Source organism: Erythrobacter sp. R86502 (genome assembly GCF_042466465.1).
Lineage (GTDB): Bacteria > Pseudomonadota > Alphaproteobacteria > Sphingomonadales > Sphingomonadaceae > Erythrobacter.
The window spans coordinates 1,581,628-1,603,524 of record NZ_JAXHCJ010000001.1; the positions used below are offsets into that span (position 1 = coordinate 1,581,628).

Annotated in this window: 22 protein-coding genes; 11 read left to right on the forward strand and 11 right to left on the reverse strand. The window is 62.4% G+C overall.

All coding sequences use genetic code 11. From position 1 onward, the window contains the following. Positions 1-14: 14 nt before the first annotated feature. The 4 genes from SJY33_RS07665 to SJY33_RS07680 form a co-directional block, all read right to left on the reverse strand. Entirely contained in the window at positions 15-1,208 is a 1,194-nt protein-coding gene (locus SJY33_RS07665) for an alkaline phosphatase D family protein (RefSeq protein ID WP_379922130.1), read from the reverse strand. Positions 1,209-1,299: 91 nt separating this feature from the next. Further along, positions 1,300-2,412 (reverse strand): dihydropteroate synthase, encoded by a 1,113-nt coding sequence (gene folP / locus SJY33_RS07670; protein WP_379922131.1) that lies wholly within the window; start codon positions 2,410-2,412, stop codon positions 1,300-1,302. Positions 2,413-2,420: 8 nt separating this feature from the next. Further along, a complete protein-coding gene (locus tag SJY33_RS07675; RefSeq protein WP_379922132.1) occupies positions 2,421-3,608 on the reverse strand; it encodes a site-specific DNA-methyltransferase in 1,188 nt (395 codons plus the stop codon). Between the two features lie 197 nt (positions 3,609-3,805). Then, positions 3,806-4,429: a ribonuclease HII gene (locus tag SJY33_RS07680; RefSeq protein ID WP_379922133.1), complete on the reverse strand. Its 624-nt coding sequence runs from the start codon at positions 4,427-4,429 to the stop codon at positions 3,806-3,808. On the opposite strand from SJY33_RS07680, the gene SJY33_RS07685 reads away from it, so the two are divergent. Genes SJY33_RS07685 through SJY33_RS07705 form a run of 5 tightly spaced genes read left to right on the forward strand, consistent with a single transcriptional unit; the run spans position 4,428 to position 8,522 of the window. Further along, a complete protein-coding gene (locus SJY33_RS07685) occupies positions 4,428-5,591 on the forward strand; it encodes a PQQ-dependent sugar dehydrogenase (RefSeq protein ID WP_379922135.1) in 1,164 nt (387 codons plus the stop codon). The genes SJY33_RS07680 and SJY33_RS07685 overlap by 2 nt on opposite strands. Then, positions 5,591-6,121: a GNAT family N-acetyltransferase gene (locus SJY33_RS07690; RefSeq protein ID WP_379922137.1), complete on the forward strand. Its 531-nt coding sequence runs from the start codon at positions 5,591-5,593 to the stop codon at positions 6,119-6,121. The genes SJY33_RS07685 and SJY33_RS07690 overlap by 1 nt, the downstream gene beginning before the upstream one ends. 40 nt (positions 6,122-6,161) lie before the next feature. Continuing rightward, positions 6,162-6,716 (forward strand): DUF1285 domain-containing protein, encoded by a 555-nt coding sequence (locus SJY33_RS07695; protein WP_379922139.1) that lies wholly within the window; start codon positions 6,162-6,164, stop codon positions 6,714-6,716. Further along, positions 6,716-7,339, forward strand: coding sequence for a CoA pyrophosphatase (locus SJY33_RS07700; RefSeq protein ID WP_379923548.1), 624 nt, complete (start codon positions 6,716-6,718; stop codon positions 7,337-7,339). The genes SJY33_RS07695 and SJY33_RS07700 overlap by 1 nt, the downstream gene beginning before the upstream one ends. Then, a complete protein-coding gene (locus SJY33_RS07705) occupies positions 7,329-8,522 on the forward strand; it encodes a CCA tRNA nucleotidyltransferase (RefSeq protein WP_379922141.1) in 1,194 nt (397 codons plus the stop codon). The genes SJY33_RS07700 and SJY33_RS07705 overlap by 11 nt, the downstream gene beginning before the upstream one ends. Here the strand turns inward: SJY33_RS07705 and parC are convergent. Continuing rightward, entirely contained in the window at positions 8,519-10,828 is a 2,310-nt protein-coding gene (gene parC / locus SJY33_RS07710; RefSeq protein ID WP_379922143.1) for a DNA topoisomerase IV subunit A, read from the reverse strand. The genes SJY33_RS07705 and parC overlap by 4 nt on opposite strands. A gap of 152 nt (positions 10,829-10,980) precedes the next feature. Here parC and SJY33_RS07715 point away from each other — a divergent pair, with 152 nt between their 5' ends. After that, complete coding sequence (locus SJY33_RS07715) at positions 10,981-11,514, forward strand: type 1 glutamine amidotransferase domain-containing protein (RefSeq protein WP_379922145.1); 534 nt, start codon at positions 10,981-10,983, stop codon at positions 11,512-11,514. Between the two features lie 14 nt (positions 11,515-11,528). Continuing rightward, positions 11,529-11,942, forward strand: a complete 414-nt coding sequence (locus SJY33_RS07720; protein ID WP_379922147.1) for a YidH family protein — start codon at positions 11,529-11,531, stop codon at positions 11,940-11,942. Positions 11,943-11,945: 3 nt separating this feature from the next. Here SJY33_RS07720 and SJY33_RS07725 read toward each other — a convergent pair whose 3' ends face one another. From SJY33_RS07725 to SJY33_RS07735, 3 genes are all read right to left on the reverse strand, one after another. Beyond that, positions 11,946-12,275, reverse strand: coding sequence for a 2Fe-2S iron-sulfur cluster-binding protein (locus SJY33_RS07725; protein WP_379923549.1), 330 nt, complete (start codon positions 12,273-12,275; stop codon positions 11,946-11,948). Between the two features lie 2 nt (positions 12,276-12,277). Then, positions 12,278-13,387: a cysteine desulfurase family protein gene (locus tag SJY33_RS07730; protein ID WP_379922149.1), complete on the reverse strand. Its 1,110-nt coding sequence runs from the start codon at positions 13,385-13,387 to the stop codon at positions 12,278-12,280. 79 nt (positions 13,388-13,466) lie between these two features. Then, positions 13,467-14,525 (reverse strand): cysteine desulfurase family protein, encoded by a 1,059-nt coding sequence (locus SJY33_RS07735; protein WP_379923550.1) that lies wholly within the window; start codon positions 14,523-14,525, stop codon positions 13,467-13,469. 104 nt (positions 14,526-14,629) lie between these two features. Here SJY33_RS07735 and SJY33_RS07740 point away from each other — a divergent pair, with 104 nt between their 5' ends. Continuing rightward, positions 14,630-15,286, forward strand: a complete 657-nt coding sequence (locus SJY33_RS07740) for an alpha/beta hydrolase (RefSeq protein WP_379922152.1) — start codon at positions 14,630-14,632, stop codon at positions 15,284-15,286. Between the two features lie 29 nt (positions 15,287-15,315). Here the strand turns inward: SJY33_RS07740 and SJY33_RS07745 are convergent, their stop codons facing one another. After that, positions 15,316-15,528 carry a hypothetical protein gene (locus SJY33_RS07745; protein ID WP_379922154.1) on the reverse strand — a complete coding sequence of 71 codons (213 nt, stop codon included), beginning with the start codon at positions 15,526-15,528 and terminating at the stop codon, positions 15,316-15,318. 80 nt (positions 15,529-15,608) lie between these two features. Between SJY33_RS07745 and SJY33_RS07750 the strand changes: the two genes are divergently transcribed. The 3 genes from SJY33_RS07750 to SJY33_RS07760 all read left to right on the forward strand — a co-directional run bounded on the left by SJY33_RS07750 (position 15,609) and on the right by SJY33_RS07760 (position 19,652). After that, complete coding sequence (locus SJY33_RS07750; RefSeq protein WP_379922156.1) at positions 15,609-16,019, forward strand: DUF3597 family protein; 411 nt, start codon at positions 15,609-15,611, stop codon at positions 16,017-16,019. Between the two features lie 46 nt (positions 16,020-16,065). Next, positions 16,066-17,919 carry a DUF885 domain-containing protein gene (locus tag SJY33_RS07755; protein WP_379922158.1) on the forward strand — a complete coding sequence of 618 codons (1,854 nt, stop codon included), beginning with the start codon at positions 16,066-16,068 and terminating at the stop codon, positions 17,917-17,919. A 110-nt stretch (positions 17,920-18,029) separates the two neighbouring features. Beyond that, positions 18,030-19,652, forward strand: a complete 1,623-nt coding sequence (locus SJY33_RS07760; protein ID WP_379922160.1) for an FAD-dependent oxidoreductase — start codon at positions 18,030-18,032, stop codon at positions 19,650-19,652. Positions 19,653-19,661: 9 nt separating this feature from the next. Here the strand turns inward: SJY33_RS07760 and SJY33_RS07765 are convergent, their stop codons facing one another. Both SJY33_RS07765 and SJY33_RS07770 read right to left on the reverse strand, forming a co-directional pair. Next, on the reverse strand, positions 19,662-19,991 hold the full coding sequence (locus SJY33_RS07765; protein ID WP_379922162.1) for a hypothetical protein: 330 nt from the start codon (positions 19,989-19,991) through the stop codon (positions 19,662-19,664). Positions 19,992-20,116: 125 nt separating this feature from the next. Beyond that, positions 20,117-21,733: a phosphoenolpyruvate carboxykinase gene (locus SJY33_RS07770; protein WP_379922164.1), complete on the reverse strand. Its 1,617-nt coding sequence runs from the start codon at positions 21,731-21,733 to the stop codon at positions 20,117-20,119. Positions 21,734-21,897 lie beyond the last annotated feature (164 nt).

Here is a 21,897-nt window from a genome sequence, read left to right on the forward strand (position 1 = left end):
GGGCGTGAAGTTCGTCACCAGTTGAAGGTCTGGCTGGCCAACGTATCGCTGGTATTGCCTTTCAGCGTCATCGTCAGTGCCTTGGCCTTCCAGTCGATATCGACCAACCCGTAGTTTTCTATTGGGAAGAACGGTGTGATGCGTGCAGCATCAGGTTCGCGCGCAGTGCTGCGTTCGATATCATTGCCAAAGGCAAGGTTGAGCGACGAACTGGTCAGCTCCCACATTGTCTCACCGCGGTGCGCGGTCTTGTAGATGCCCGCCGCATGGCGATCACCCGACAGGATGACCATGCCGCTGGCTTCGCGCTGGCGCAGCGTTTCAAGCAGCCGGTTGCGTTCGACCGGCATGTTTGTCCAGCCTTCGAACTGGTGCGCGGTGGTGATGACCTGTGTCGATGACACCACGATGCGCAGATCGGCAGGCTTTGCCAGTTCCTGTTCCAGCCATTGCCACTGCGTATCGCCCAGCATCGTGGCATCAAGGCTTTCGTTGGGCACATACCCCCCCAGCGGCGGCCGCTCACGGCTCCATTCAGCGCGCTTCAGATCGGAACGGAAAAAGCGCGTATCCAGCAGGATGACCTGCACGCGGCGTCCTTCGGGGCCGGTAATGCTGCTTTCATAAACGCCCGGTCGCGACCGTACCGCATCGGACGAACCCCAGAAGGTTTCAAACAGCGTTTCGCCCCAGCGGCGCATCGGGAAATTGCCGCCGGCATCATTCAGGCCGTAATCGTGATCGTCCCAGGTCGCCATCATCGGCACCCGCGCGCGGAAGTCTGTGAATTCGCGGTGCGAGGCCTGCATGGCATAGGCACTGCGCAGGCTTTCCAGACCCGCATCGGCATCCCAGCCATTGTCGCCATACACATTGTCACCGATCATCAGGAACAACTGCGGATTGGCCGACGCGATCTGCGCCCACATGTGCTGCGGCGCGTTCTGATGGTTGCAGCTACCCACTGCGATACGGGTCAGCGTGGTGCCCGCGGCCAGCGCGGGGTTCGGGCCTGCCACCGGCATATCGACCTGCTGGGCCAGCGCTTCGTAATAGGGGGCGAGCAATTGATCGGGTGTCAGGCTGACTGCAACCGGGGCGGACTTCACCTGCGCAGGCTCATCGTCGTGCGCCATGATGGGGGCCGCGGCAAACGGGGCAAGAACAGTGGTAACAACAGCGGTGGCAGCAAGCAGCGAAAAGCGCATGAAAGGGCTCCGTGAAAGATCGGGTCGCAGGGTATGCGAGTCCCGATGTGGCCGTGCTCCGTGACAGAAGCGTGGCAACAGGGAAAGGCTTTCAGATCATGGCAAGCTGGCTGAAATCGGTCAGCGCCGCGTCTTTGACCCCGCGCCAGACATTGCGCGCCTGCACCGTTTCGGCGACATCATGCACACGTACAAGCTGCACACCGGCGTCCATCCCCCTGATCGCCAGTGCGATCGATCCGGCAAGCCGGCGATCCGCGTCTTCCTCGGCCGAAAGCGCACCGATCATCCGCTTGCGGCTCGCCCCCAGCAGCAACGGACTGCCCAGCGCGTGGAACAGCGGGAGCGCGTTCACCAGCGCCAGATTTTCCGCCAGCGACTTGCCAAAGCCGATACCGGGATCAAGGATGATGCGATCTTCGGCAATACCCGCCGCCAGCGCGCGGGCCCGCGCTGCCTTGAGAAAATCGAACACGTCGCTCACCACATCGGCATAGTGGCCGCCGGCGTGCAGATCTTCCCCTGCGCCGGGGGCGTGCATCAGCACCACCGGGCAGCCAGCCCCTGCCACAAGGTCGATGCTGCGCGGATCATACCGCAGCGCCGAAACGTCATTGATGACGTGTGCACCTGCGGCAAGCCCGGCAGCCACCACACCAGCGCGCCGCGTATCCAGACTGATGGCAGCGCCCATGCCGGCGCAAAATTCGATCGCAGGCAGAACACGGCGGATTTCTTCATCCTCGAACGTGGCCGCGGCGCCCGGGCGGGTGCTTTCGCCGCCGATGTCGATAATCGCAGCCCCGGCTTCCAGCATGGCCGAGGCGCGCGCGCGGGCGGCATCGGGGGCTTCGTGCTGGCCGCCATCCGAAAAGCTGTCCGGCGTCACGTTGAGGATGCCCATGATCTGCGGTTGATCGAGACGGATCGTGCGGTTGCCCAGTTGCAGCGGGGGGTGGACTTTGGCCAGATTGCTCCATTGCTGCGCGGCATCGTCCGCAACGCTGTCCGGCAACCGGGCAATCGCGTCTGCAACCGTGTCGGCTGTGCACAGAACACGCTGCACCGCTGCGCCTTCGCGCCGCATCACCAGCGCAAATTCGCGGGCATAGACCATCGATCCGCCCAGCCGCACGGCGGCGCCATCAACCAGTTGCGGGCCCGCAACCAGTGTTAACGGGTGAAGATAGACGGTATCGATCATGGACCGGATCAATCCTCGGCAGCCAGCAGATACAACTGCCGCGCCGCATCGATGGCCTGTACATCATCGCCGTTTTCGTAATGCCAGAACGTCCAGCCATTGCACGACGGCGCGCCTTGCAACTCCTTGCCCAGCCCGTGGATCGATCCGGTCTTGCCCCCGCATTCCAGCGACCCGTCGGTGCGCACGGTGGCTATCCAGCGGCGCTTCTTGTCGAACACCTGCGAGCCGGGCGGGATCAGCCCGCCTTCGACCACAGCGCCAAAGGCAACCTTGGGTGCAGAGCGTGCGCTTTGCATGGAGGTGAGAGCGCTTTCATCCAGCGGCAATTCCTTGGCGATGCGGCGGGTTGCCACATCGCGGTAGATGTCCTCGCGTTCGCAACCGATCCATTCGCGGCCCAACCGCTTGGCAACCGCGCCGGTCGTGCCCGTCCCGAAGAACGGATCAAGCACCACATCCCCCCGCTCGGTCGTGGCCAGCAAGACGCGGTACAGCAAGGCTTCGGGCTTTTGCGTTGGGTGCGCTTTCTTGCCGTTTTCCTTCAGCCGTTCCCCCCCGGCGCAAATCGGCATCACCCAGTCCGAACGCATCTGCAGTTCGTCGTTCAGGGTTTTCATCGCGCGATAGTTGAACTGGTAGCGCGCCTTTTCCCCCATGCTCGCCCAGATCAGCGTTTCATGCGCATTGGTGAACCGCGTGCCCCGAAAATTGGGCATTGGGTTGGTCTTGCGCCAGACGATATCGTTAAGGATCCAGAACCCCAGATCCTGAAGGATCGAGCCGACGCGGAAGATGTTGTGATAGGAACCGATCACCCACAAACCGCCATCGGGCTTCAACACGCGCCGCGCTTCGGTCAACCATTCCCGGGTGAACTTGTCATACGCGGCCATGCTGTCAAACTGATCCCAGTGATCAGTCACGGCATCGACATGGCTGCCATCAGGACGGTTAAGATCGCCGCCCAGCTGCAGGTTGTAGGGCGGATCGGCGAACACCAGATCGACACTGGCCGAAGGGAGTGACCGCATCGCTTCGATACAGTCCCCCGGCAGGATCCGCCCCAGAGGCAGATCTAGAGATCGTGCTGTTTCTTTTGATTTAACAACGGTTTTCGCCCTTGTCTTTACCTTTTCTATCACGCCCACCGTCTTGACCCCGTTTGTTTTAGCCGTCCACTTATCCACAGGCATGAGTCTTTGAAGAGTCCGCGTCAAGCGCCTAATTTTGTGCAAAATATGGTTGACAGGGGGGCGGTGTCGCAAGCCGTGGGCGGAACGAAGCGGGACCGGCACAAGATGTTGAGTCTCGCCCTTGCGGGTGGACTCGATATGCAGCGGTGTGGCGCGCAGGACTCACCACCGCCGCCATCAACCCAGCAAAATTTCGATCAGAGCAGGCTGGCCTGCGACACCGGTGCAAAGCTGCGGCGATGCAAGGGTGTGGGCCCGTGAACGCGCAACGCTTCGATATGTTCGGCGGTGCCGTACCCCTTGTTGCGTTCCCATCCGTAGTGCGGATGGCGCTGCGCCGCGTCGCACATCAACCGGTCACGCCATTCCTTGGCGATGATCGATGCGGCCGAAATGCACGGTTCGATCCCGTCGCCGCCCACAATGGCGCGCGCGGGCCAGCGCCAATCCTCGCACCGTTGGTGCGGGGTCATGTTGCCATCGATCAGAACGTCGCAGTCCTGACATTGCAACGCGGCTGTCAGACTGGCGACAGCGCGGGTCATCGCCAGCATCGTTGCCATGAAGATGTTCACCCGGTCAATTTCATCGGGTTCCACCACCGCCACCGCCCAGCCGCAGCTCGAACGGATCGCGGTGTCGAGAACCCCGCGTCGCTTGGCCGAAAGGCGCTTGGAATCATCGAGCCCGGCAGGTATCGCAGTGCCAAGCACAACCGCCGCGGCCACAACCGGCCCGGCCAGCGGCCCGCGCCCTGCCTCGTCCACCCCGATGATCAGTGGCGCGTTTGTGACCGTAAAAACCGGAGTGACCCCTGACATGATCCGTTCTGCCCGAATGCTCGCCGCTCTTTCCCTTCCTGCGATGATGCTGGCAAGTTGCACGATTGCAGAAACGGGGGAAACCGCACCGGCTACCGTATCCGGCACCACGCCGTTTGCGGTGAACAATGTCGCAACCTTCGAAGAGCCTTGGGCGCTGGCCTTTGCGCCCGGTACAGGAATGCTGTTCGTCACGGAAAAGGCGGGCACGCTGAAGCTGGTCGATACGGCCACCGGCAAGATTTCCGAAGTCAGCGGCGCGCCGACGGTGGATTACGGCGGTCAGGGCGGGCTTGGCGATATTGCCTTCCTGCCATCCGAAGCAGGCGCTGCAATGGGGCGCCGCACGATTTATCTGAGCTGGGCCGAAGCAGGCGACGGCGACACCCGCGGCGCAGCGGTTGGCAAGGGCACGCTGGTTTGCGCCCAGCCTGCCGCATGCACAATCGAGGGGTTGGAAGTGATCTGGCGCCAGACCCCCAAGGTATCGGGCCGCGGCCATTATTCGCACCGACTGCTTGTCTCGCGCGATGGCAAATATCTGTTTGTTGCCAGCGGTGACCGGCAGAAGATGGAACCTGCGCAGGATACCACCAACACGCTGGGAACGATCGTTCGCCTCAACCTTGATGGCACCCCGGCCAGCGGCAATCCGCTCGCCGACAAGGGCGGCGTTACCGCTCAGATCTGGTCGTGGGGCCACCGCAACATCCTGGGAATGGACTGGGATGCCAGCGGTCGCCTGTGGGAACTGGAACATGGCCCGGCGGGCGGTGACGAACTGAACCTTGTCCAGCGTGCGGCAAATTATGGCTGGCCTGTTCGTTCCAATGGCGAACATTACGATGGCGGCGCCATTCCCGATCACAGTGCCGATGATGGCTTTGCCAAGCCCGCGGCATCGTGGACCCCGGTGATCGCGCCCGGTGACATGCTGATCTACAACGGCGCCATGTTTGCCGGATGGAAGGGCCATGCGCTGATGCCAGGCCTGAAGACCAAGGCATTGATCGACGTCGCAATTGAAGGCGAAAGCGCCCGTGAAGTTGCCCGGCACGATTTTGGTGCACGTCTGCGGGCAATCGCCGAAGGTCCTGACGGGGCGATCTGGATTGCCGAGGATGGCAAGGGTGCCCGCCTGCTGAAGCTTACCGCCCGCTAATGGCGACCACTGCTGCAACACTGATCCCGCTCGAAGCGGTCGAGCCTGCCATGATTGAGGCGGTGCTCGACCGTGCGTTCGGGCCTGACCGGCACGCCCGCACGGCCTATCGTATCCGCGAAGGCATGCCTTGGCTGCCGGGGTTGAGCCTGGCCGCGCTCGATGAAGATGACATGCTGGTTGCCACCATCCAGTGCTGGCCGGTTGGCTTGCAGACTCCTCAGGGTCAGGTGCCGCTGGTGATGGTCGGCCCGGTTGCGGTCGTGCCGGAACGCCAGGGCGAAGGTTTTGGTGTTGGCCTGATCAGCGCGATGATCGCCGAAGACGCGCGGCTCGCGGCAAACGGGGGCCGCGCCTTGCCGCAGGTGCTGATCGGCGATGCGGGCTATTACAATCGTTGGGGGTTTTCTGCGGCGTTGACGGGCGGCTGGCGCTGCCCCGGCCCGTATGAGCCGCAGCGGTTGCTGGCGCGCGGATCGGCACTTTCAGCGATGCCATCTGAAGGGATGCTGGGGCCGTGGGAAGCATAGCCTCTTCACCTCGGGCGCATCATCTGCCATCGGTTGCGTGATGCCCTACGAACCGCCCCCCTATCTCGCCAGCCTGACCCTTTCGCAGATCGCCGATCTGGTTGAGCAGCGCAAGCTGCCCCCGGTCGAAGGCTGGGCCCCGCAGCAGGTCGGCGAAAGCCACATGCGGATTGCCGCCGATGGAACCTGGTTTCACGAAGGTGGTGAAATCCGGCGCGAAGCGATGGTGCGGGCCTTTGCGGGCCTGCTCAGCCGCGATGACGAAGGGCATCACTGGCTTGTCACGCCGTTCGAAAAGCTCAGCATCGAGGTTGAAGATGCTGCATTTATCGCGGTCGATTGCGTGCGGACCGATGATGCGCTGGCTTTCCGGCTGAACACCGATGATCTTGTAATTGCCGGGCCCGATCACGGTTTGCGTGCGTCCGGTGATCCCGATAACCCTGCTGTGTACCTCCACGTCCGGCGCGGCTGCGAGGCCCGCTTGAACCGTTCGACGTGGTCGCAGCTGGTCGATATCGCGCTGGCCGAAGGGGCAGAAGAGAATCGGTGGCAGGTCGTCAGCAAGGGTGCGACCTTCAGCCTCCTTCCATGATGCCGCGGCCTGACGATAGCATTCATGATTCGGTCAAACGCGCCTTTGCCGATGGCCATGCGCGCGCAATCCCCGATCTTTTGAGCGATGCGCAATTTGCCGCCGATGGCCGCGCCACCCCGGCGGCGGTGCTCATCGCAATTACCGATTCGGTGCGCGATCCGCAGGTGATCCTGACACAGCGCCCGCGGGCGATGCGCGATCATCCCGGACAGGTTGCCTTTCCGGGCGGCAAGATCGATCCGGGCGAGGATGCGGTAACCGCCGCTTTGCGCGAAGCCGAAGAAGAACTGGCCCTGCCGCGTCAGGCGGTGCGCGTGATCGGCGCCAGCGATCCCTACCACACCGGCACCGGCTTTCTGGTGACGCCGGTGGTGGGCGTGGTGCCCCAAGGGCTGACGCTTACCCCCAACCCGCTTGAAGTCGAAGCGTGGTTCGAAGCGCCGCTCGCCATGCTGCTCGACCCGGCGAACTGGACGGCCAACGAAGTGTACTGGCGCGGTGCAACCCGGCGCTATCTCGAACTGGAATGGCAGGGTTTCCGCATCTGGGGCGTGACTGCAGCGATCATAGCCAACTTGTCGCGCCGGATTTCGTGGGAACGGCTCAACAATGCTGCGTGACCTTGCCGACGCCGATTGGACGCGCCGCGACGGTCTGGCTGCGCTGACCGCGGCGCTGGGCGCTGACAATATCCGCTGGGTCGGCGGCGCAGTGCGTGACGGCTTGCTGGGCGTTCCGGTGCACGATGTCGATTGTGCAACCGTGCTGCTGCCGGAAGATGTGATCGCGGCCTGCAAACGCGCAGGTATGCGGACCGTGCCCACCGGGATCGAGCACGGCACCGTTACCGCGATACTCACGGATGGGCCGGTGGAAATCACCACTCTGCGCCGCGATGTGGCCACCGATGGCCGCCGCGCCACCATCGCCTTTGCCCAGGATTGGCGGGATGACGCCGCGCGCCGCGATTTCACGATCAACGCACTTTACGCCCACCCAGAAACGCTGGTGATACAGGATTATTTTGGCGGGCTGGACGATCTGCGCGAAGGGCGGGTGCGTTTCATCGGGGATGCGCAGCAACGCATTGCCGAAGATCACTTGCGGATCCTGCGATATTATCGCTTTCAGACCCGCTTTGGTGCGGCGCTGGATGTAGAGGCCGAAGAAGCCTGCGCCAACCTGGCGCACACCCTGAAAGGTCTGAGCCGCGAACGGATTGCGGCGGAGCTTTTGAACCTGCTGGCCCTGCCGCACCCTGGTGCGACTGTCGCACGGATGCGGATGCGGGGCGTTCTGGGGGTTATCCTCCCCGAAACGTGCCCGGCCCACGTTTCGGCGCTGGAACGGTTGATCGCCGCCGAAAGCGCACAAGGCGTTGCCCCCGATCCGGTGCGACGGCTTGCCGCGCTGCTCCCCCCTTCGCCCGAGGTAGCCGAAACGGTGGCAGCCCGCTTGCGCCTGTCCAAAGCGCAGCGAACCCGCCTAGTCAACGCAGCCGAGCGCAGCGACAGCGACAGCGCCGATCCCAAGGCGCTGGCCTACCGCCTTTCGCCCGAGCTGGCGATGGATCGGCTGCTGCTGGCCGGCGTTGATGCGCGCATGCTCAAGGATTGGAGCGTTCCCGTGTTCCCGCTGAAAGGCGGGGCGATTGTGGCTCGCGGGATCACCGCAGGGCCCGATGTGGCGCGATTGCTCCGCACGATCGAGGCGCGCTGGTTGGCCGAGGGCTTCCCCGGCGCTGACCGCGTCAATCAGATGCTGGCCGAAGAACTGGGCACCAGCGCGTTCAACTTCGATTAGTCGAAGCGATTGTCCTTGGGGAAACCCTGCGGCGGCATCCGACCAGCCGCGCCGCGGGCGACCTTCCACATGCGGATTTCGGTTTCGGTCCGGGTGCGTTCGCCCGACCCGCCCATCTGCCAGCTAAGTCCGTCAGCCAGTACAAAGGTGGTCGCATCCGACATGCCGCCGTCACGGTATCGCTGCATCTGGACGCCCTGCCCCCGCGACATGACCGGCATTTCTTCCAGATTGAACACCACCAGCTTGCGATTGTCGCCCACGCAGGCCACGTGATCGTGGTTGTCGCTGATCGGCCGGATGACCTGCAGCCGCGCACCGTCTTTCAGATTGACCACCTGCCGCCCCTTGCGGGTTTCGGCCAGCAGGTCGTTCATTTCGGCGACAAAGCCCTTCCCGTGGCTTGAGGCCAAGAGCAACCGGCCCCCCGGGCGGTGCACCATCATCGCCGAAATGCTGGCATCGCTTTCCAGATCGACAATGGTCCGCACCGGATCGCCAAATCCGCGCGCGCCCGGCAGCTTGTCACAGCCCAGCGTGTAAAACCGCCCGTCGTTGGCAGCCAGCAACAGCTTGTCGGTGGTTTGCGCATGAAGGATGAAGCCAAGCGCATCGCCTTCCTTGTATTTGAATTCCTGATCCAGCGGCACGTGCCCGCTGGCTGCGCGGATCCAGCCTTTCTGGCTGAGAATTACGGTAATGGGCGCCTTTTCGATCATCGCATCCATCGAAAATTCAACCGTTGCGGCGGCTTCGGCAATCAGCGTACGGCGCGCTCCCAGCGGGGTATCTTCAGCATAGGCTTTGCGAAGGCTGCGCAGATCGCGTTTCAGGCGGGTGCGCTGCTTGGCCGGACTGTCCAGCAAAGCCTGCAATTCGGCCTCTTCCGCCAGCAAGGCGTCCTGTTCCTTGCGAAGCTGCATTTCTTCCAGCTTGCGCAAGCTGCGCAGCCGCATGTTAAGGATCGCTTCGGCCTGAACATCGCTCAGATCGAATTCGGCCATCATGATCGGTTTGGGTTCGTCCTCGGTGCGGATGATGGCAATCACGCGGTCAAGGTTGAGGTAGGCAATGATGTAACCGCGCACCAGTTCCAGCCGCCGTGCAATCTGCGCCAGCCGGTGGCGCGAACGACGCTGAAGAATGTCGATCTGCGCGACCATCCAGCTTTCAAGCAGTTCTTTCAGCCCCATCACCATCGGGGTGCGGCCAAAGCCGGGCCGTTCGTCCAGCACGTTGAGATTCAGGCTGAAGCGCGTTTCCAGATCGGTCAGCTTGTAAAGGCTTTCCTTCAGCAGATCAGGATCGACATTGCGGCTTTTGGGGACGAGCACGATGCGGATCGCTTCGTCGCTTTCGTCGCGCACATCTTCCAGGATCGGCAGTTTGCGATCGCCGATCAGCGCGGCGATCTGTTCGATCAGCTTGCCCTTGGGCACCTGATAGGGGATTTCCGAGATGACCAGTTGCCACTGCCCGGCGCCCAAACGCTCGATCCCCGCAGCAATATCGTCTGCATCCCTGGCTTCGGGTGCATGGAACCGTCCGCGCAGGCGGAAGCTGCCGCGCCCGGTAAGATAAGCCTGCGCAATCGCGGCCGGGCTATCGACAACCTGCCCCCCCGTGGCGAAATCCGGGCCGTGAAACAGTTCCATCAACTGTTCGTGTGTGACCGAAGGGTTGTCGATCAGCGCCAGCGTGGCATCGATAATCTCGGCAACGTTATGGCTGGGTATCGATGTGGCCATGCCCACCGCGATCCCGCTGGCGCCATTGGCAAGAAGGTTGGGAAACAGACCGGGGAAGATGACCGGTTCTTCTTCCTCGTTGTTGTAGGTCGGAATGAAATCGACCGTGCCTTCGTCAAGGCCCGCCATCAGTTCCATCGCGGTGCGGGTCAGGCGGCATTCGGTGTAGCGATCGGCTGCGGCATTATCGCCGTCGATATTGCCGAAATTGCCCTGCCCCTCGATCAGCGGATAGCGCAGCATGAAAGGCTGCGCGAGGCGGACAAGCGCGTCATACAGTGCAAGGTTGCCGTGCGGGTGATATTTGCCCATCACATCACCGACCACGCGTGCGCATTTCTTGAAGGCGCTGTCCGGCGTCACCCGCAACTGGCGCATCCCCCACAGCAGGCGGCGGTGAACGGGCTTAAGCCCGTCGCGCAGATCGGGCAGGCTGCGCGCCGTGATCGTCGACAGCGCATAAACCAGATAACGTTCGGACAGGGCAGCATCGAAAGGCGCATCGACGATAGCGTCGAAGCCGTCATCGGGTGCATCGGTGGTGACGGGATCGGTCATGCGCTGTGTCTAGCAATCATGCGGCCCTGCAGGGAGAGTGGTTTCCACAGGGAAAGCGGCCTGTCGTGTGTTGCCGCCGTTTCGTCCTGACCGGCGGAACAACCACGGCTCGCGGCGCTAGACCCTAAATAACCTCTCCAAGGAGTTTTCCGATGCAACGTGTACTTTTTATCGCCACCGACGGTTTTGAACAATCCGAACTGATGCAGCCCCGCGACATCCTTACCAAGGCAGGCGCAGAAGTGACGATCGCCAGCCTTGAAATGGGCGAAATCCGCGGCTGGGACCAGAAGGACTGGGGCAAGAGCGTAAGCGTCGACAAGACGCTGGGCGATGTGTCGATTGAAGATTACGACGCGCTGCTTCTGCCCGGCGGCCAGATGAACCCCGATATCCTGCGCATGGAAAGCAAGGTCATCGATATGGTCCGCGCTTTCGATGCGGCAGGCAAGCCGATCGCCGCGATCTGCCATGCACCGTGGCTGCTTGCCGAAGCGGATTTGCTGGAAGGACGCACCGTCACCGGATGGCCTTCGATCCGCACCGATCTCGCCAACGCTGGCGCTGCCGTCGTCGACCGTGAAGTGGCTATCGATGGCAATCTCATCACCAGCCGCAAGCCGGAAGATATTCCCGCCTTTACCGAAGCATTGATGGCGGCGCTGAACATGGAAAAGTCCGCCTGAAGGACTGTTCCGACATGACCGAGCCTGCTGACAAGAAAGGACTTGCTGAACAACGCACGACATTTGCCGAGCAACGTACAGATTGGGCCGAAGATCGCACGATCATGGCCAATGAACGAACGTTTGCCGGATGGATGCGGACAGGCCTTGCGTCGGTCGGAATCGGTCTGGGGTTCAATGCGCTATTCGGCAAACTGGATCCAGCATGGCTGCCCAAGGTTTTGGCGACGGGGTTCATCCTCGTCGCCATTGCCATTTTCTTTGCTGCGCAGCGCCGGGCGGCGTCGGTTGCCGCACGACTGGAATGTCACCGTGCCGAACCCATGCGCGGAATGGCCTTGCGGCTGATAGCCGGGGTGATGATCGTAACCAGCAGCGGATTGGTGCTGGCGATCTGGCTGCTCGACCTGACCCCGCTCGCGAATTGAATTTTACATCCGCCGGGCATCGCTGCTTTCGGGTGGTATGTTTACGACAAGACCGTCCATCGCATCGGTCAGATCGATCTGACACGACAGTCGGCTGGTGCGCCGCACTCCGGCGGCAAAATCCAGCATGTCTTCTTCCTCGTCACTGGCCGATGCCAACCGGTCGAACCATTCCGCCGCCACGATGACGTGGCAGGTGGAACAGGCCATCTGCCCTTCGCACGTCCCTTCGAGCGGCAGGCCCGCTGCTTGTCCGACGCGGAGCAAATTGTCCCCCGGCTGTGCTGTGGCAGCAATCGCCTGCCCGCGCGGATCGACAAAGGTGATGGTAATGCTCACAAGTCTTGCTCCCTTGCGGCGGCGCCCAGCAGGGCTGCGGCGGTTTCGATGTCCTGAAGCGTGGTATAACGGCCAAAGCCAAGGCGGATAGAGGACTTTGCTTCGGCATCGCTCAATCCGATTGCCTTCAACACGTGACTGGGCCGTCCCGATCCGCTGGCACAGGCGCTGCCTGCCGAAAACATGATCTGGCGGCAATCGCTCATCAACCGGGCAACATCCACGCCCCCGCCCGCGCCCATGCGCCGGATGTTGAGATTGCCGTGCCAACGGTCAGCAGCGCTGCCGTTCAACTCCCAATCCGAAAATGCTTCGCGCGCCGCGCTCCACAATCGTTCGACATGGAGCATCTGGTCACTCAACCCATCCTGCGCGGCCTGCGCAGCAGCCCCGAAGCCTGCGCACAGCATCGGCGACAGCGTGCCCGACCGAAGGCCTGCTTCCTGCCCTCCGCCGTGGATCAGAACAGCAGGTTGCGGCGCATCTGCGGCGATCCACAAGGCACCGATGCCCTTCGGCCCGTGGCATTTGTGCGCCGAAATCGCGATGTAATCAGCCGCGACTTCGACCGGCACCTTGCCATAGGCCTGCACCGCATCAACCAGCACCCGTGCGCCCGCCTTGCGCGCAAGGGCGACCACCGCGGCAAGCGGATGATGCACACCGATTTCATTGTTGATCGCCATGACCGCGACAAGCCCGGTTTGCGGCGTGATCGCAGCCTCGAGCGCGGTGATATCGGCGCGGCCGTCGGGGGTGACGGGAAGGATCGTGAACCGCCGCCCCTGCGCTTCGACAGCGCGTGCGCAATCAAGCACGGCGGCATGTTCGGTGGCAAAGGTGATGATATCGCCCGGGATGCCAAGGATGACGGTATTGATCGCCTCGGTCGCGCCAGAGGTGAAGACCAATGTGCCACTACCGGGCAAAAGAGCCGCAACCCGTTCGCGCGCCGTCTCCACGGCGGCGGCGGCCATGCGGCCCATGCGGTGCGGGGAATGGGGGTTGCCAAACGCATCGCTGTCCGGCCCGCCCAGCCAGCGCAGCATCGCCTCGCGCGCTTCGGGGCACAGGGGCGTGGTAGCCTGGTAATCGAGGTAGATCATCGGTGCCCTATGCCCGACCTGTCTCATCACGTCATCCCGCACTTGATGCGGGAGGATCAAGTCCGGGGCGATGATGGTTTCAGGTAAGCGAAGCCCAAGCCGCGCTGAACCGCTCCAATTCTTCGGGAGTCGTCGACCACCCCAGGCTGACCCGGATTGTGCGCGCCGCGACATCATCCGGCACGCCAAACGCATCGAGCACCCGGCTTTTCTTGAGCGTGCCCGAAGAACACGCGCTCCCCGCCGAGACGGCAAAGCCCATGGCGTCGAGCCGGATGAGAAGGGCTTGGGCGCTCAGGGTGGGGTGGGCGATGGCGAAGATGTAATCCACCTGCTTGCCGATTTTCAGCCGGTAAGCATCGACCCGCTCAGCGAAAGCCGCGCGGTCGGCGGCTGACGCGAGCCATTGACCAGCCTCCAGCGCCGCCGCCATGCCCAACACGCCGGGCAGGTTCTCGGTGCCACGCCGATAGCCGCGCTCATGCCCGCCGACGGGCTTGAGCATGTTGAAGTCCCTGACCAGAAGCGCGCCGACGCCAATCGGCCCGCCGAACTTGTGCGCCGAGACAATCGCCATATCGGCAGGCTGCGGTATCGCGATTTTCCCCGCGCTTTGCGCGCAATCGACGAGCAGCAGGCCGTTCTGATCGTGAACCACTTCGGCGACGAGGCCGATATCCTGCCGGGTGCCCGTCTCGGAATTGACGTGCTGGACTGCGGCAAGGCTGCGGTTCTCCGAGCCTTCGACACGAGACGATGGCGCGATCGCCGCCGAAAGTGCGGCTAGATCGACGCCGCCGCCAGCCCCGACCGCTATCACCGGCACACCTCGGTTCTGCTCGAACTGTCCAATTGCGTCGTGCTCGACAGGGCTGACGACCTCGTCAATCACGGTCGAATTGTCGAAAGCCATCAAGGCGCTCTCACTTGCCCCGCTGGTAAAGATCAGTTCCCCATCCCACCCCAATGATCGTTTGATCCGCTCGCGCGCATCCTCCAGCGCAGAGCGCGCCTTGCGGCCTTCCGCGTGGGGAGATGATGGGTTCGCCCACAGGCGGAAACCGTCCTCCATCGCTGCCTTTGCCTCGGGGCGAAGGGGGCTGGTGGCGGCGTGATCGAGGTAGACCCGTTCGGGAATGGCGCGGTTCCTCGTAAAAAATTGCGATTCTGGCGTGGGTGCCTATATAGGCCGCGCAATTTCCAGCGCCACCCGGTGCGGTGTCTCGTTCATAAGGTTTACCGATGCCCTCAGTCATCTTTCCCGGCCCCGAAGGCCGTCTTGAAGGCCGTTTTTCGCCTCCGCCGCGTCCGCGCGCGCCCGTGGCGATGATCCTGCATCCGCACCCCGAAGGCGGTGGCACCATGAACGACCGGATCGTGCAGCGTCTATACAAGACCTTCGCGGATCGCGGCTTTGCCACGCTGCGCTTCAACTTCCGCGGCGTGGGCCGTTCGCAGGGCAGCTTCAATTCGGGTGTGGGCGAATTGTCGGATGCCGCTTCCGCGCTCGACTGGGTGCAGTCGATCCATCCTGAAGCGCAAAGCACCTGGATTGCCGGCTACAGCTTTGGCGCGCTTATCGGAATGCAGTTGCTGATGCGCCGTCCCGAAGTGCGCGGGTTCATTTCGGTCGCGCCGCCAGCCAACATGTATGACTTCAGCTTCCTTGCCCCCTGCCCCGCCAGCGGCATCTTCGTGCAGGGAGCGGCCGACACGGTGGTTCAGCCCAATGCGGTGCAGAAGCTGGTCGACAAGCTGCGCACGCAAAAGCACATCACCATTCATCACGAAGAAATTCCGCGCGCCAACCACTTCTTCGAAAACGAGCTTGAAGAACTGATGCGTTCGGTCGACAACTATCTCGACTTCCGCCTGTCGCCGGATTGCCCGATCAAGTAGCCAATGCCTGAAGCCGCCGGGGGCTGCTGTCAGCGTTCCCCCGCGGCCTTCAACTGTTCGATCGGCACATCGCCCGTTTTTGTCGGAACCGTCCAGATCAGCACATTTGCAATGGCAATCACCGCCAGTAGCACCATCAGCGCAGGGTTCTTCGCCTCCCCGGTGCGACGCCACAGCACAAATGCGCCGGCAACCAGCGCCAATGCCGCCAGCATCACGATCGAAAGCACGATATCGGTCAAAGGAATGTCCTCTGGTCGTCCCGCAAGCGGAACATTGTGGGCGCATGCCCGGTTGTGCGCAGTGGTATAACTGGGAGGCTATGATGGGTATTTTTTCTTCGATCAAGAATGCGGTTTTCGGCAAGGACAAGGACAAGGTTGAAGGCGCAGCAAAACCTGCCGTTGTAACGCCCGCGCCCGCTCCGCGCCCCGCGGCACAGCCCGCAGCGCCGGCGCCGCAACCTGTTGATGCGGCAATCAGCGAAGCGGAAATGGCGCAACGTATCGGTGCCATGCCCGATGCCGCCAAATACAACTGGCAGACCTCGATCGTCGATTTGATGAAAATGGTGGGCATCGATCCCAGCTTCCAGAACCGCAAGGAACTGGCAGACGAGCTTGGCATGACCGATTATGAAGGCACCGCTGAACAGAACATCGCGCTGCACCATGCGGTAATGAACCTGCTGGCGCTGGAAGGCGGCAAGGTCGGCGGCATCCTCAAGGATTGATTGTCTTGCGATTGACTTGATCCTGTGCCCCCGTCACACCGGGAGCATGAGAGAGAATAACACTGCATTCACCCGCCGCCAGGCCCTGAGTGGGCTTGGCGGCGTTTCTGCCATTGCGCTTCTGCCAGCCTGCGCCGCATCGCGGCCAGCGACCGTGGCAGTTTCCCCAGCATCGGGCACGGCGACCGGCGCCGATGCGAAACTGGAACAGATTGCCTATCGCATGCTGGCGCATGAACCGGGCCGCGCCACGGGTCTGGGCGTCGATACGGGCGAATATGCGGCTTGGCGATCGACCTTCGGAACACCCGGAGAAGCCGGACGCGAAGCCTATGCCGCCAGCCTTAAAGAGATGGTGTCGGAAGTTCGGGCCTATCCGAAGGATGGCCTGACCAGCGATCAGCAAATCGGGTTTGAAGTGGTGGAAACCGCCTTCACCCGCGCCGTGGAAGGCATGGCCCTGCCTTACGGCGACGTGGCCGTCGGAAGCTGGCGCAACGCGCCCTATGTGGTGATCCAGAACGTTGGCGGCTACATCGATTTCCCGCGCTTCTTCAGTTCGACACAGCCGCTGGCGACAGCAGACGATGTCAGCCCCTATCTCGATCGTCTGATGGAAGTGCCCGCAATCCTTGACGGAGAGCGTGAACGGATTGAAGCTGCGCGCGGCATGGGCGTTATTCCGCCTGCATTCCTGCTCGACAAGGCGATTGCCCAGATGGAAGCGAGCATCGCAGAGGCGCAGGCAAGTTACGCAGGGCCGCTGGAAGCGTCCGACATTCCCGCTGCCCGCACCGCAGCGGCTCAGGCCAGCCAGATTGCAGCGCGCGGCATCGTCCCCGCGTTGGAACGTCAGCTCGCCGAATTGAAGACACAGCGCAGCCGCGCGCAAAACGCCGCAGGTATCTCGGCCCAGCCGCGCGGCGAGGAATATTACGCCTGGGCGCTGGGGGCATCGACCACAACCAGCCTCACCCCCGATGAAATCCACCGGCAAGGCCTTGCGGAACTGGATGCGCTGCATGGCCAGATGGACCCGATCCTGCGTTCGATCGGCTACACCAAGGGCAGCGTGGGCGAACGCATGCGCGGGCTGGCAGAAGATCCGCGCTATCAGTTTGCCGAAGGCGATCCGGGCCGCAAAGAAATCTTCGCTTTCATCGATGAACGGCTGACGTGGATCAAGGCGCAGATGCCGCGCGCGTTCACGCAGGTTGTCAATCCGCGGCTTGAAGTGGTGCGTCTGCCGCTTTCGGAAGAACCTGGCGCACCGGGAGCATACGGCGGGGCCGGCAGCAAGGATGGCAGCATTCCGGGGCGTTTCTGGATCAACCTGCGCACCACCGATCTGCACCGCAAATATGATCTGGCCGATCTTACCTTCCACGAAAGCATCCCCGGTCACGTGTGGGAGGGTGAATTTTCCAACCGCTTGCCGCTGATCCGTTCGATCCTTGCCTTCAACGCCTTTTCCGAAGGCTGGGCGCTTTATGCCGAACAGATCGCCGATGAACTGGGTGCGTATGACGGGTTTGAGGTTGGCCGGCTGGGCTTCCTGCAAAGCCTCGCCTTCCGTGCCTGCCGATTGGTGGTCGATACCGGGCTTCATTCCAAGCAATGGACCCGCGAACAGGGACGCCAGTTCTTTGTCGAACGCAACGGTTCGAAGGTTGAGGAAGTCGCCTCGGAGGTCGATCGCTATTGCAGCTGGCCGGGGCAGGCGTGCGGATACAAGATCGGGCATTCCGAAATCCTGCGCCAGCGTGATCGGGCACAGCGCGAATTGGGCGCACGGTACGATTTCCGCGCGTTCAACACCGCACTGGTGCTGGGCGGCAATGCGCCGCTTTCGGTGATGGCCAATACGGTCAGCCGCTACATCGCCAGCAGCAAGGCCTGAACAGGCACCGCCGTCCTGACCTTCGCGGCATGGACGGCGCCGGCAGCACGCGCAATTGCAAAGCCCGGCAGCTCACCCCATGTTGCGGCCCTGCCGCGCAGGAGAGCCGCATGGAGACGTTGGGACAAGACCTGGAAACCATGCGCCGGGTGCCGCTGGCGCCGGACCATGTCGACGCGATCTGCGCCATCGGGGGCGAAACCTTCTATCCGGCGGGCAGCGTCGTCATGGATATCGGCGAACCGCTGGACCGGTTTGTCTATGTCATCGAAGGCGAAATCGAGGTGGTCGATCCCCACACCGATGAACGCCTGTTCGATTCCACGCTGGGCGCTACGCAATTCATGGGCGAAATCGGCTTTCTCAATCGGGGCACTAATTATCTCAAAATGCGGGCTGCGACCGACACCCGCGTGATCGAGGCGCCGCGTCAGGCGATGCTCGACCTGATGAGCCGCGTGCCCGAACTTAGCGATCATATCATCACGGTCTTCGCCGCACGCCGCCGCAAGCAGTATGAATTGAACAACAGCGCTGTAAAAGTAATCGGCGCGGACCGCGATGCGGCTGTGCAGGCAGTTGAACGCTTCCTGTCGCGCAACCGCATCCCATTTCAGAGCTTTGACATGGATGGGCGCGATCCTGAAACCGTGCAGGTGTGCTCGCTGATCGGGCACGAACCCGCAGTGATCCTGGGAACCGATACGCCGCTGCTAAACCCGACGCCGCGCAAGGTTGCGCAATATCTCGGTCTTGATCTCGATATTTGTTCGCAGCGCACCTACGAATTGCTGATCGTCGGGGGCGGCCCTGCAGGGGTTGCCGCCGCGGTCTATGCAGGATCGGAAGGTATCGAGGCGCTGGTGGTGGAAGATACCGCCGTCGGCGGGCAGGCGGGCACATCCAGCCGGATCGAAAACTATATGGGGTTCCCCACCGGCATCAGCGGCACCGACCTGACCTGGCGCGGACAGGTGCAGGCTATGAAGTTCGGCACGCGGTTCGTTATGCCGCGCCGGGTCGAAGCGATGATCCGGCAGGAGGACGGGTCCTATTGCGTCACGCTGGACGATGACGATCAGCTATGCGCCCGTTCTGTGCTGGTGGCGACAGGCGTGCAATACCGCCGATTGCCGCTGGCCCGCCTTGAAGATCTCGAAGGCGCGGGCATTTTCTACTCCGCGACCGAGATGGAAGCGCGGTTTTGCGGCAAGACACAGGCGGTGGTGATCGGTGGCGGCAATTCGGCAGGCCAGGCTGCGATGTTCCTGAGCCGCGCGGCATCCCACGTCCATCTGGTGGTACGCGGCAGCAGCCTGGCGGCATCGATGTCGAGCTACCTGTCACAGCGTCTGGAGGCCGATCCGCGGATCACCATTCACTACAACTCCGAAGTGACCGCATTGCACGGCGACACGTGGCTCGAAGCGATCACGCTGCGCACACAGGAAGAAGAGCGCCGGATCGATACCCGCGCCTTGTTCATCATGATTGGCGCAGCGCCCAACACCGGCTGGCTTTCAGGCGTGGCCGAAACCGACGCGAAAGGCTTTGTGCTGACCGGTGCGGCGGCGGGACAATCGGACGACTATGCCACCACCGCGCCCGGCGTCTTTGCCGTTGGCGATGTGCGCGCCCATTCGGTGAAGCGCGTGGCAAGCGCCGTGGGCGAAGGATCGGTGGTGGTCAGCCGGATTTGGCAATATCTGGACGAGACATCCCCGCCGCACTGACCATCATTATCAGCGCGGGCCGCCGCCAAGAAAGCCCTTGGCCATACCCATGATGTCATTCAGCGGGCTACCGTCACCATCACGGTCAAGCATCGAGGCGAAATTGGTGAGCGAACCTTCGCCCCCGATCGCCGCGACGATCTGATTGAGGATGTCGGGGCTCATACCCGTTTTTTCCGCTGCCAGCCCCACGGTGTCGCCGTCCATCGTGTGGGTTTTGCCCAGCACCGCAATCGCCTGTTCGGCCATCTTGGGATCGATCCCCAGCTTGTGAGCAAGGTTGACCACATCATCGGGTGCGCCGCCAATGTTCTTCAGAATACCATCGAAAATGCTCATGTCGTTCCTCCTGCGAATCGCGTGCGCCCGACTGTGGGCCGACTGTGCGGCAGTTCAACGAAAAAGCCCCGCTCCGATCTTGCGCCGGGCGGGGCTTCTCCCTCTCCAACTGGTAAATGGCAGCGTCAGGCGGCGACGGGTGCCGGGGCTGCCTGACGTACGCCTTCGTCAACATGCGCTTCAAACTGCGCGAAGTTGTCGATGAACAGTTGCACCAGCTTGCGCGCCGTTGCGTCGTATTCGTTGCCGTCGGCCCAGGTGCTGCGCGGATCGAGGATGGTCTGGTCGATCCCCGCCTCGGCCAGCACGGGCACATGCACGGGAACATCGAAGCCGAAGTTGGGGTCCTTGCGGAACTCGACTTCGTCCATCTTGCCATCAAGCACCGCATTGAGCAGCGCGCGGGTCGCCTTGATCGGCATACGGCTGCCGGTGCCGTACTTGCCGCCCGTCCAGCCGGTGTTGACCAGCCAGCACTGTGCACCGCCCTTGGCGATACGGTCCTTCAGAAGGTTGCCATAGACGCCGGGATGACGCGGCATGAACGCAGCGCCGAAACAGGTGCTGAAGGTGGCTTCGGGTTCGGTCACACCGATTTCTGTTCCCGCAACCTTAGCGGTGTAACCGCTGAGGAAGTAATACATCGCCTGATCCGGGGTCAGCCGCGCAATCGGAGGCAGCACACCGAAGGCGTCGGCGGTCAGCATGATGACGTTGGACGGCGCCGGGCCGAGGTTCTTCTCCGAAGTGTTGGGGATGAACTCGATGGGATAGGCGCCGCGGGTGTTCTCGGTCTTGCTGCCATCGGTGAAATCGAGCTCGCGGGTGGCCTCGTCCATTGTCACGTTTTCGAGGATCGTGCCGAACATCTTGGTGGTGGCGTAGATTTCGGGCTCGCCCTCCGCCGACAGGTTGATCATCTTGGCATAGCAGCCGCCTTCGAAGTTGAAGACCGCGGTGTCCGACCAGCCGTGTTCGTCATCGCCGATCAGCGTGCGGCTGGCGTCGGCGCTAAGCGTGGTCTTGCCGGTGCCCGAAAGGCCGAAGAAAATCGCGCTTTTGCCATCCTGTCCGATGTTGGCCGAACAGTGCATCGGCATCACGCCCTGCGCAGGCAGAAGGTAATTCAGAAGACCAAACACGCCCTTCTTCATCTCGCCCGAATATTCAGTGTTGCCGATCAGGATCAGCTTTTCGGTGAAGCTTACCGCGATCACGGTATCGCTGCGGCAGCCGTGGCGTTCGGGATCAGCCTTGAAGCTGGGCAGATTGATGATGGTGTATTCGGGATCGAAGCTTGCCAGTTCGTCCGCCGTGGGACGGACCAGCAGCGTGCGGATGAACAGGTTGTGCCACGCCATCTGGTTGACGACGCGCACGTTGACGCGGTATTCCGGCTGCGATCCGCCAAACAGGTCTGCAACGTAAAGTTCATCCTGCCCTTCCAGTTCCTTCAGGAAGTCAGCCTTCAGCGCAGCAAAGTGCTCCGGGCTCATCGGCTGGTTGATCGGGCCCCAGTTGATCGTGTCTTCGGTCTGGCTGTCGCGAACGATATACTTGTCCTTGACGCTGCGACCGGTGAAGCGACCGGTATCGACCAGCAGCGCGCCATGCCTGGTCAGCTTGCCTTCGCCCTTTGCCAGGGCATGTTCGACCAACGCGGCGGTGCCCAGATTGGCGTGGATGCGTGCGCGCGTGGAAAGGTTCTGGGCGGCCAGCGGGGTTGCAAGCGGGGTCAACATACGTCTCCTGGGCGGGGCAGCAGCAAGGTGGGCGAAAGTGTCGTATTCTTCAGGGTCCGGGGCCAGCATGACGGCACGAATCCCCTTTGCCTGTCAGTCACCCCGTAGCATCTGCGCATACGTATGCAACCTTGCTCGAAATTCAGTGCTTTCAGCTGTTCAAA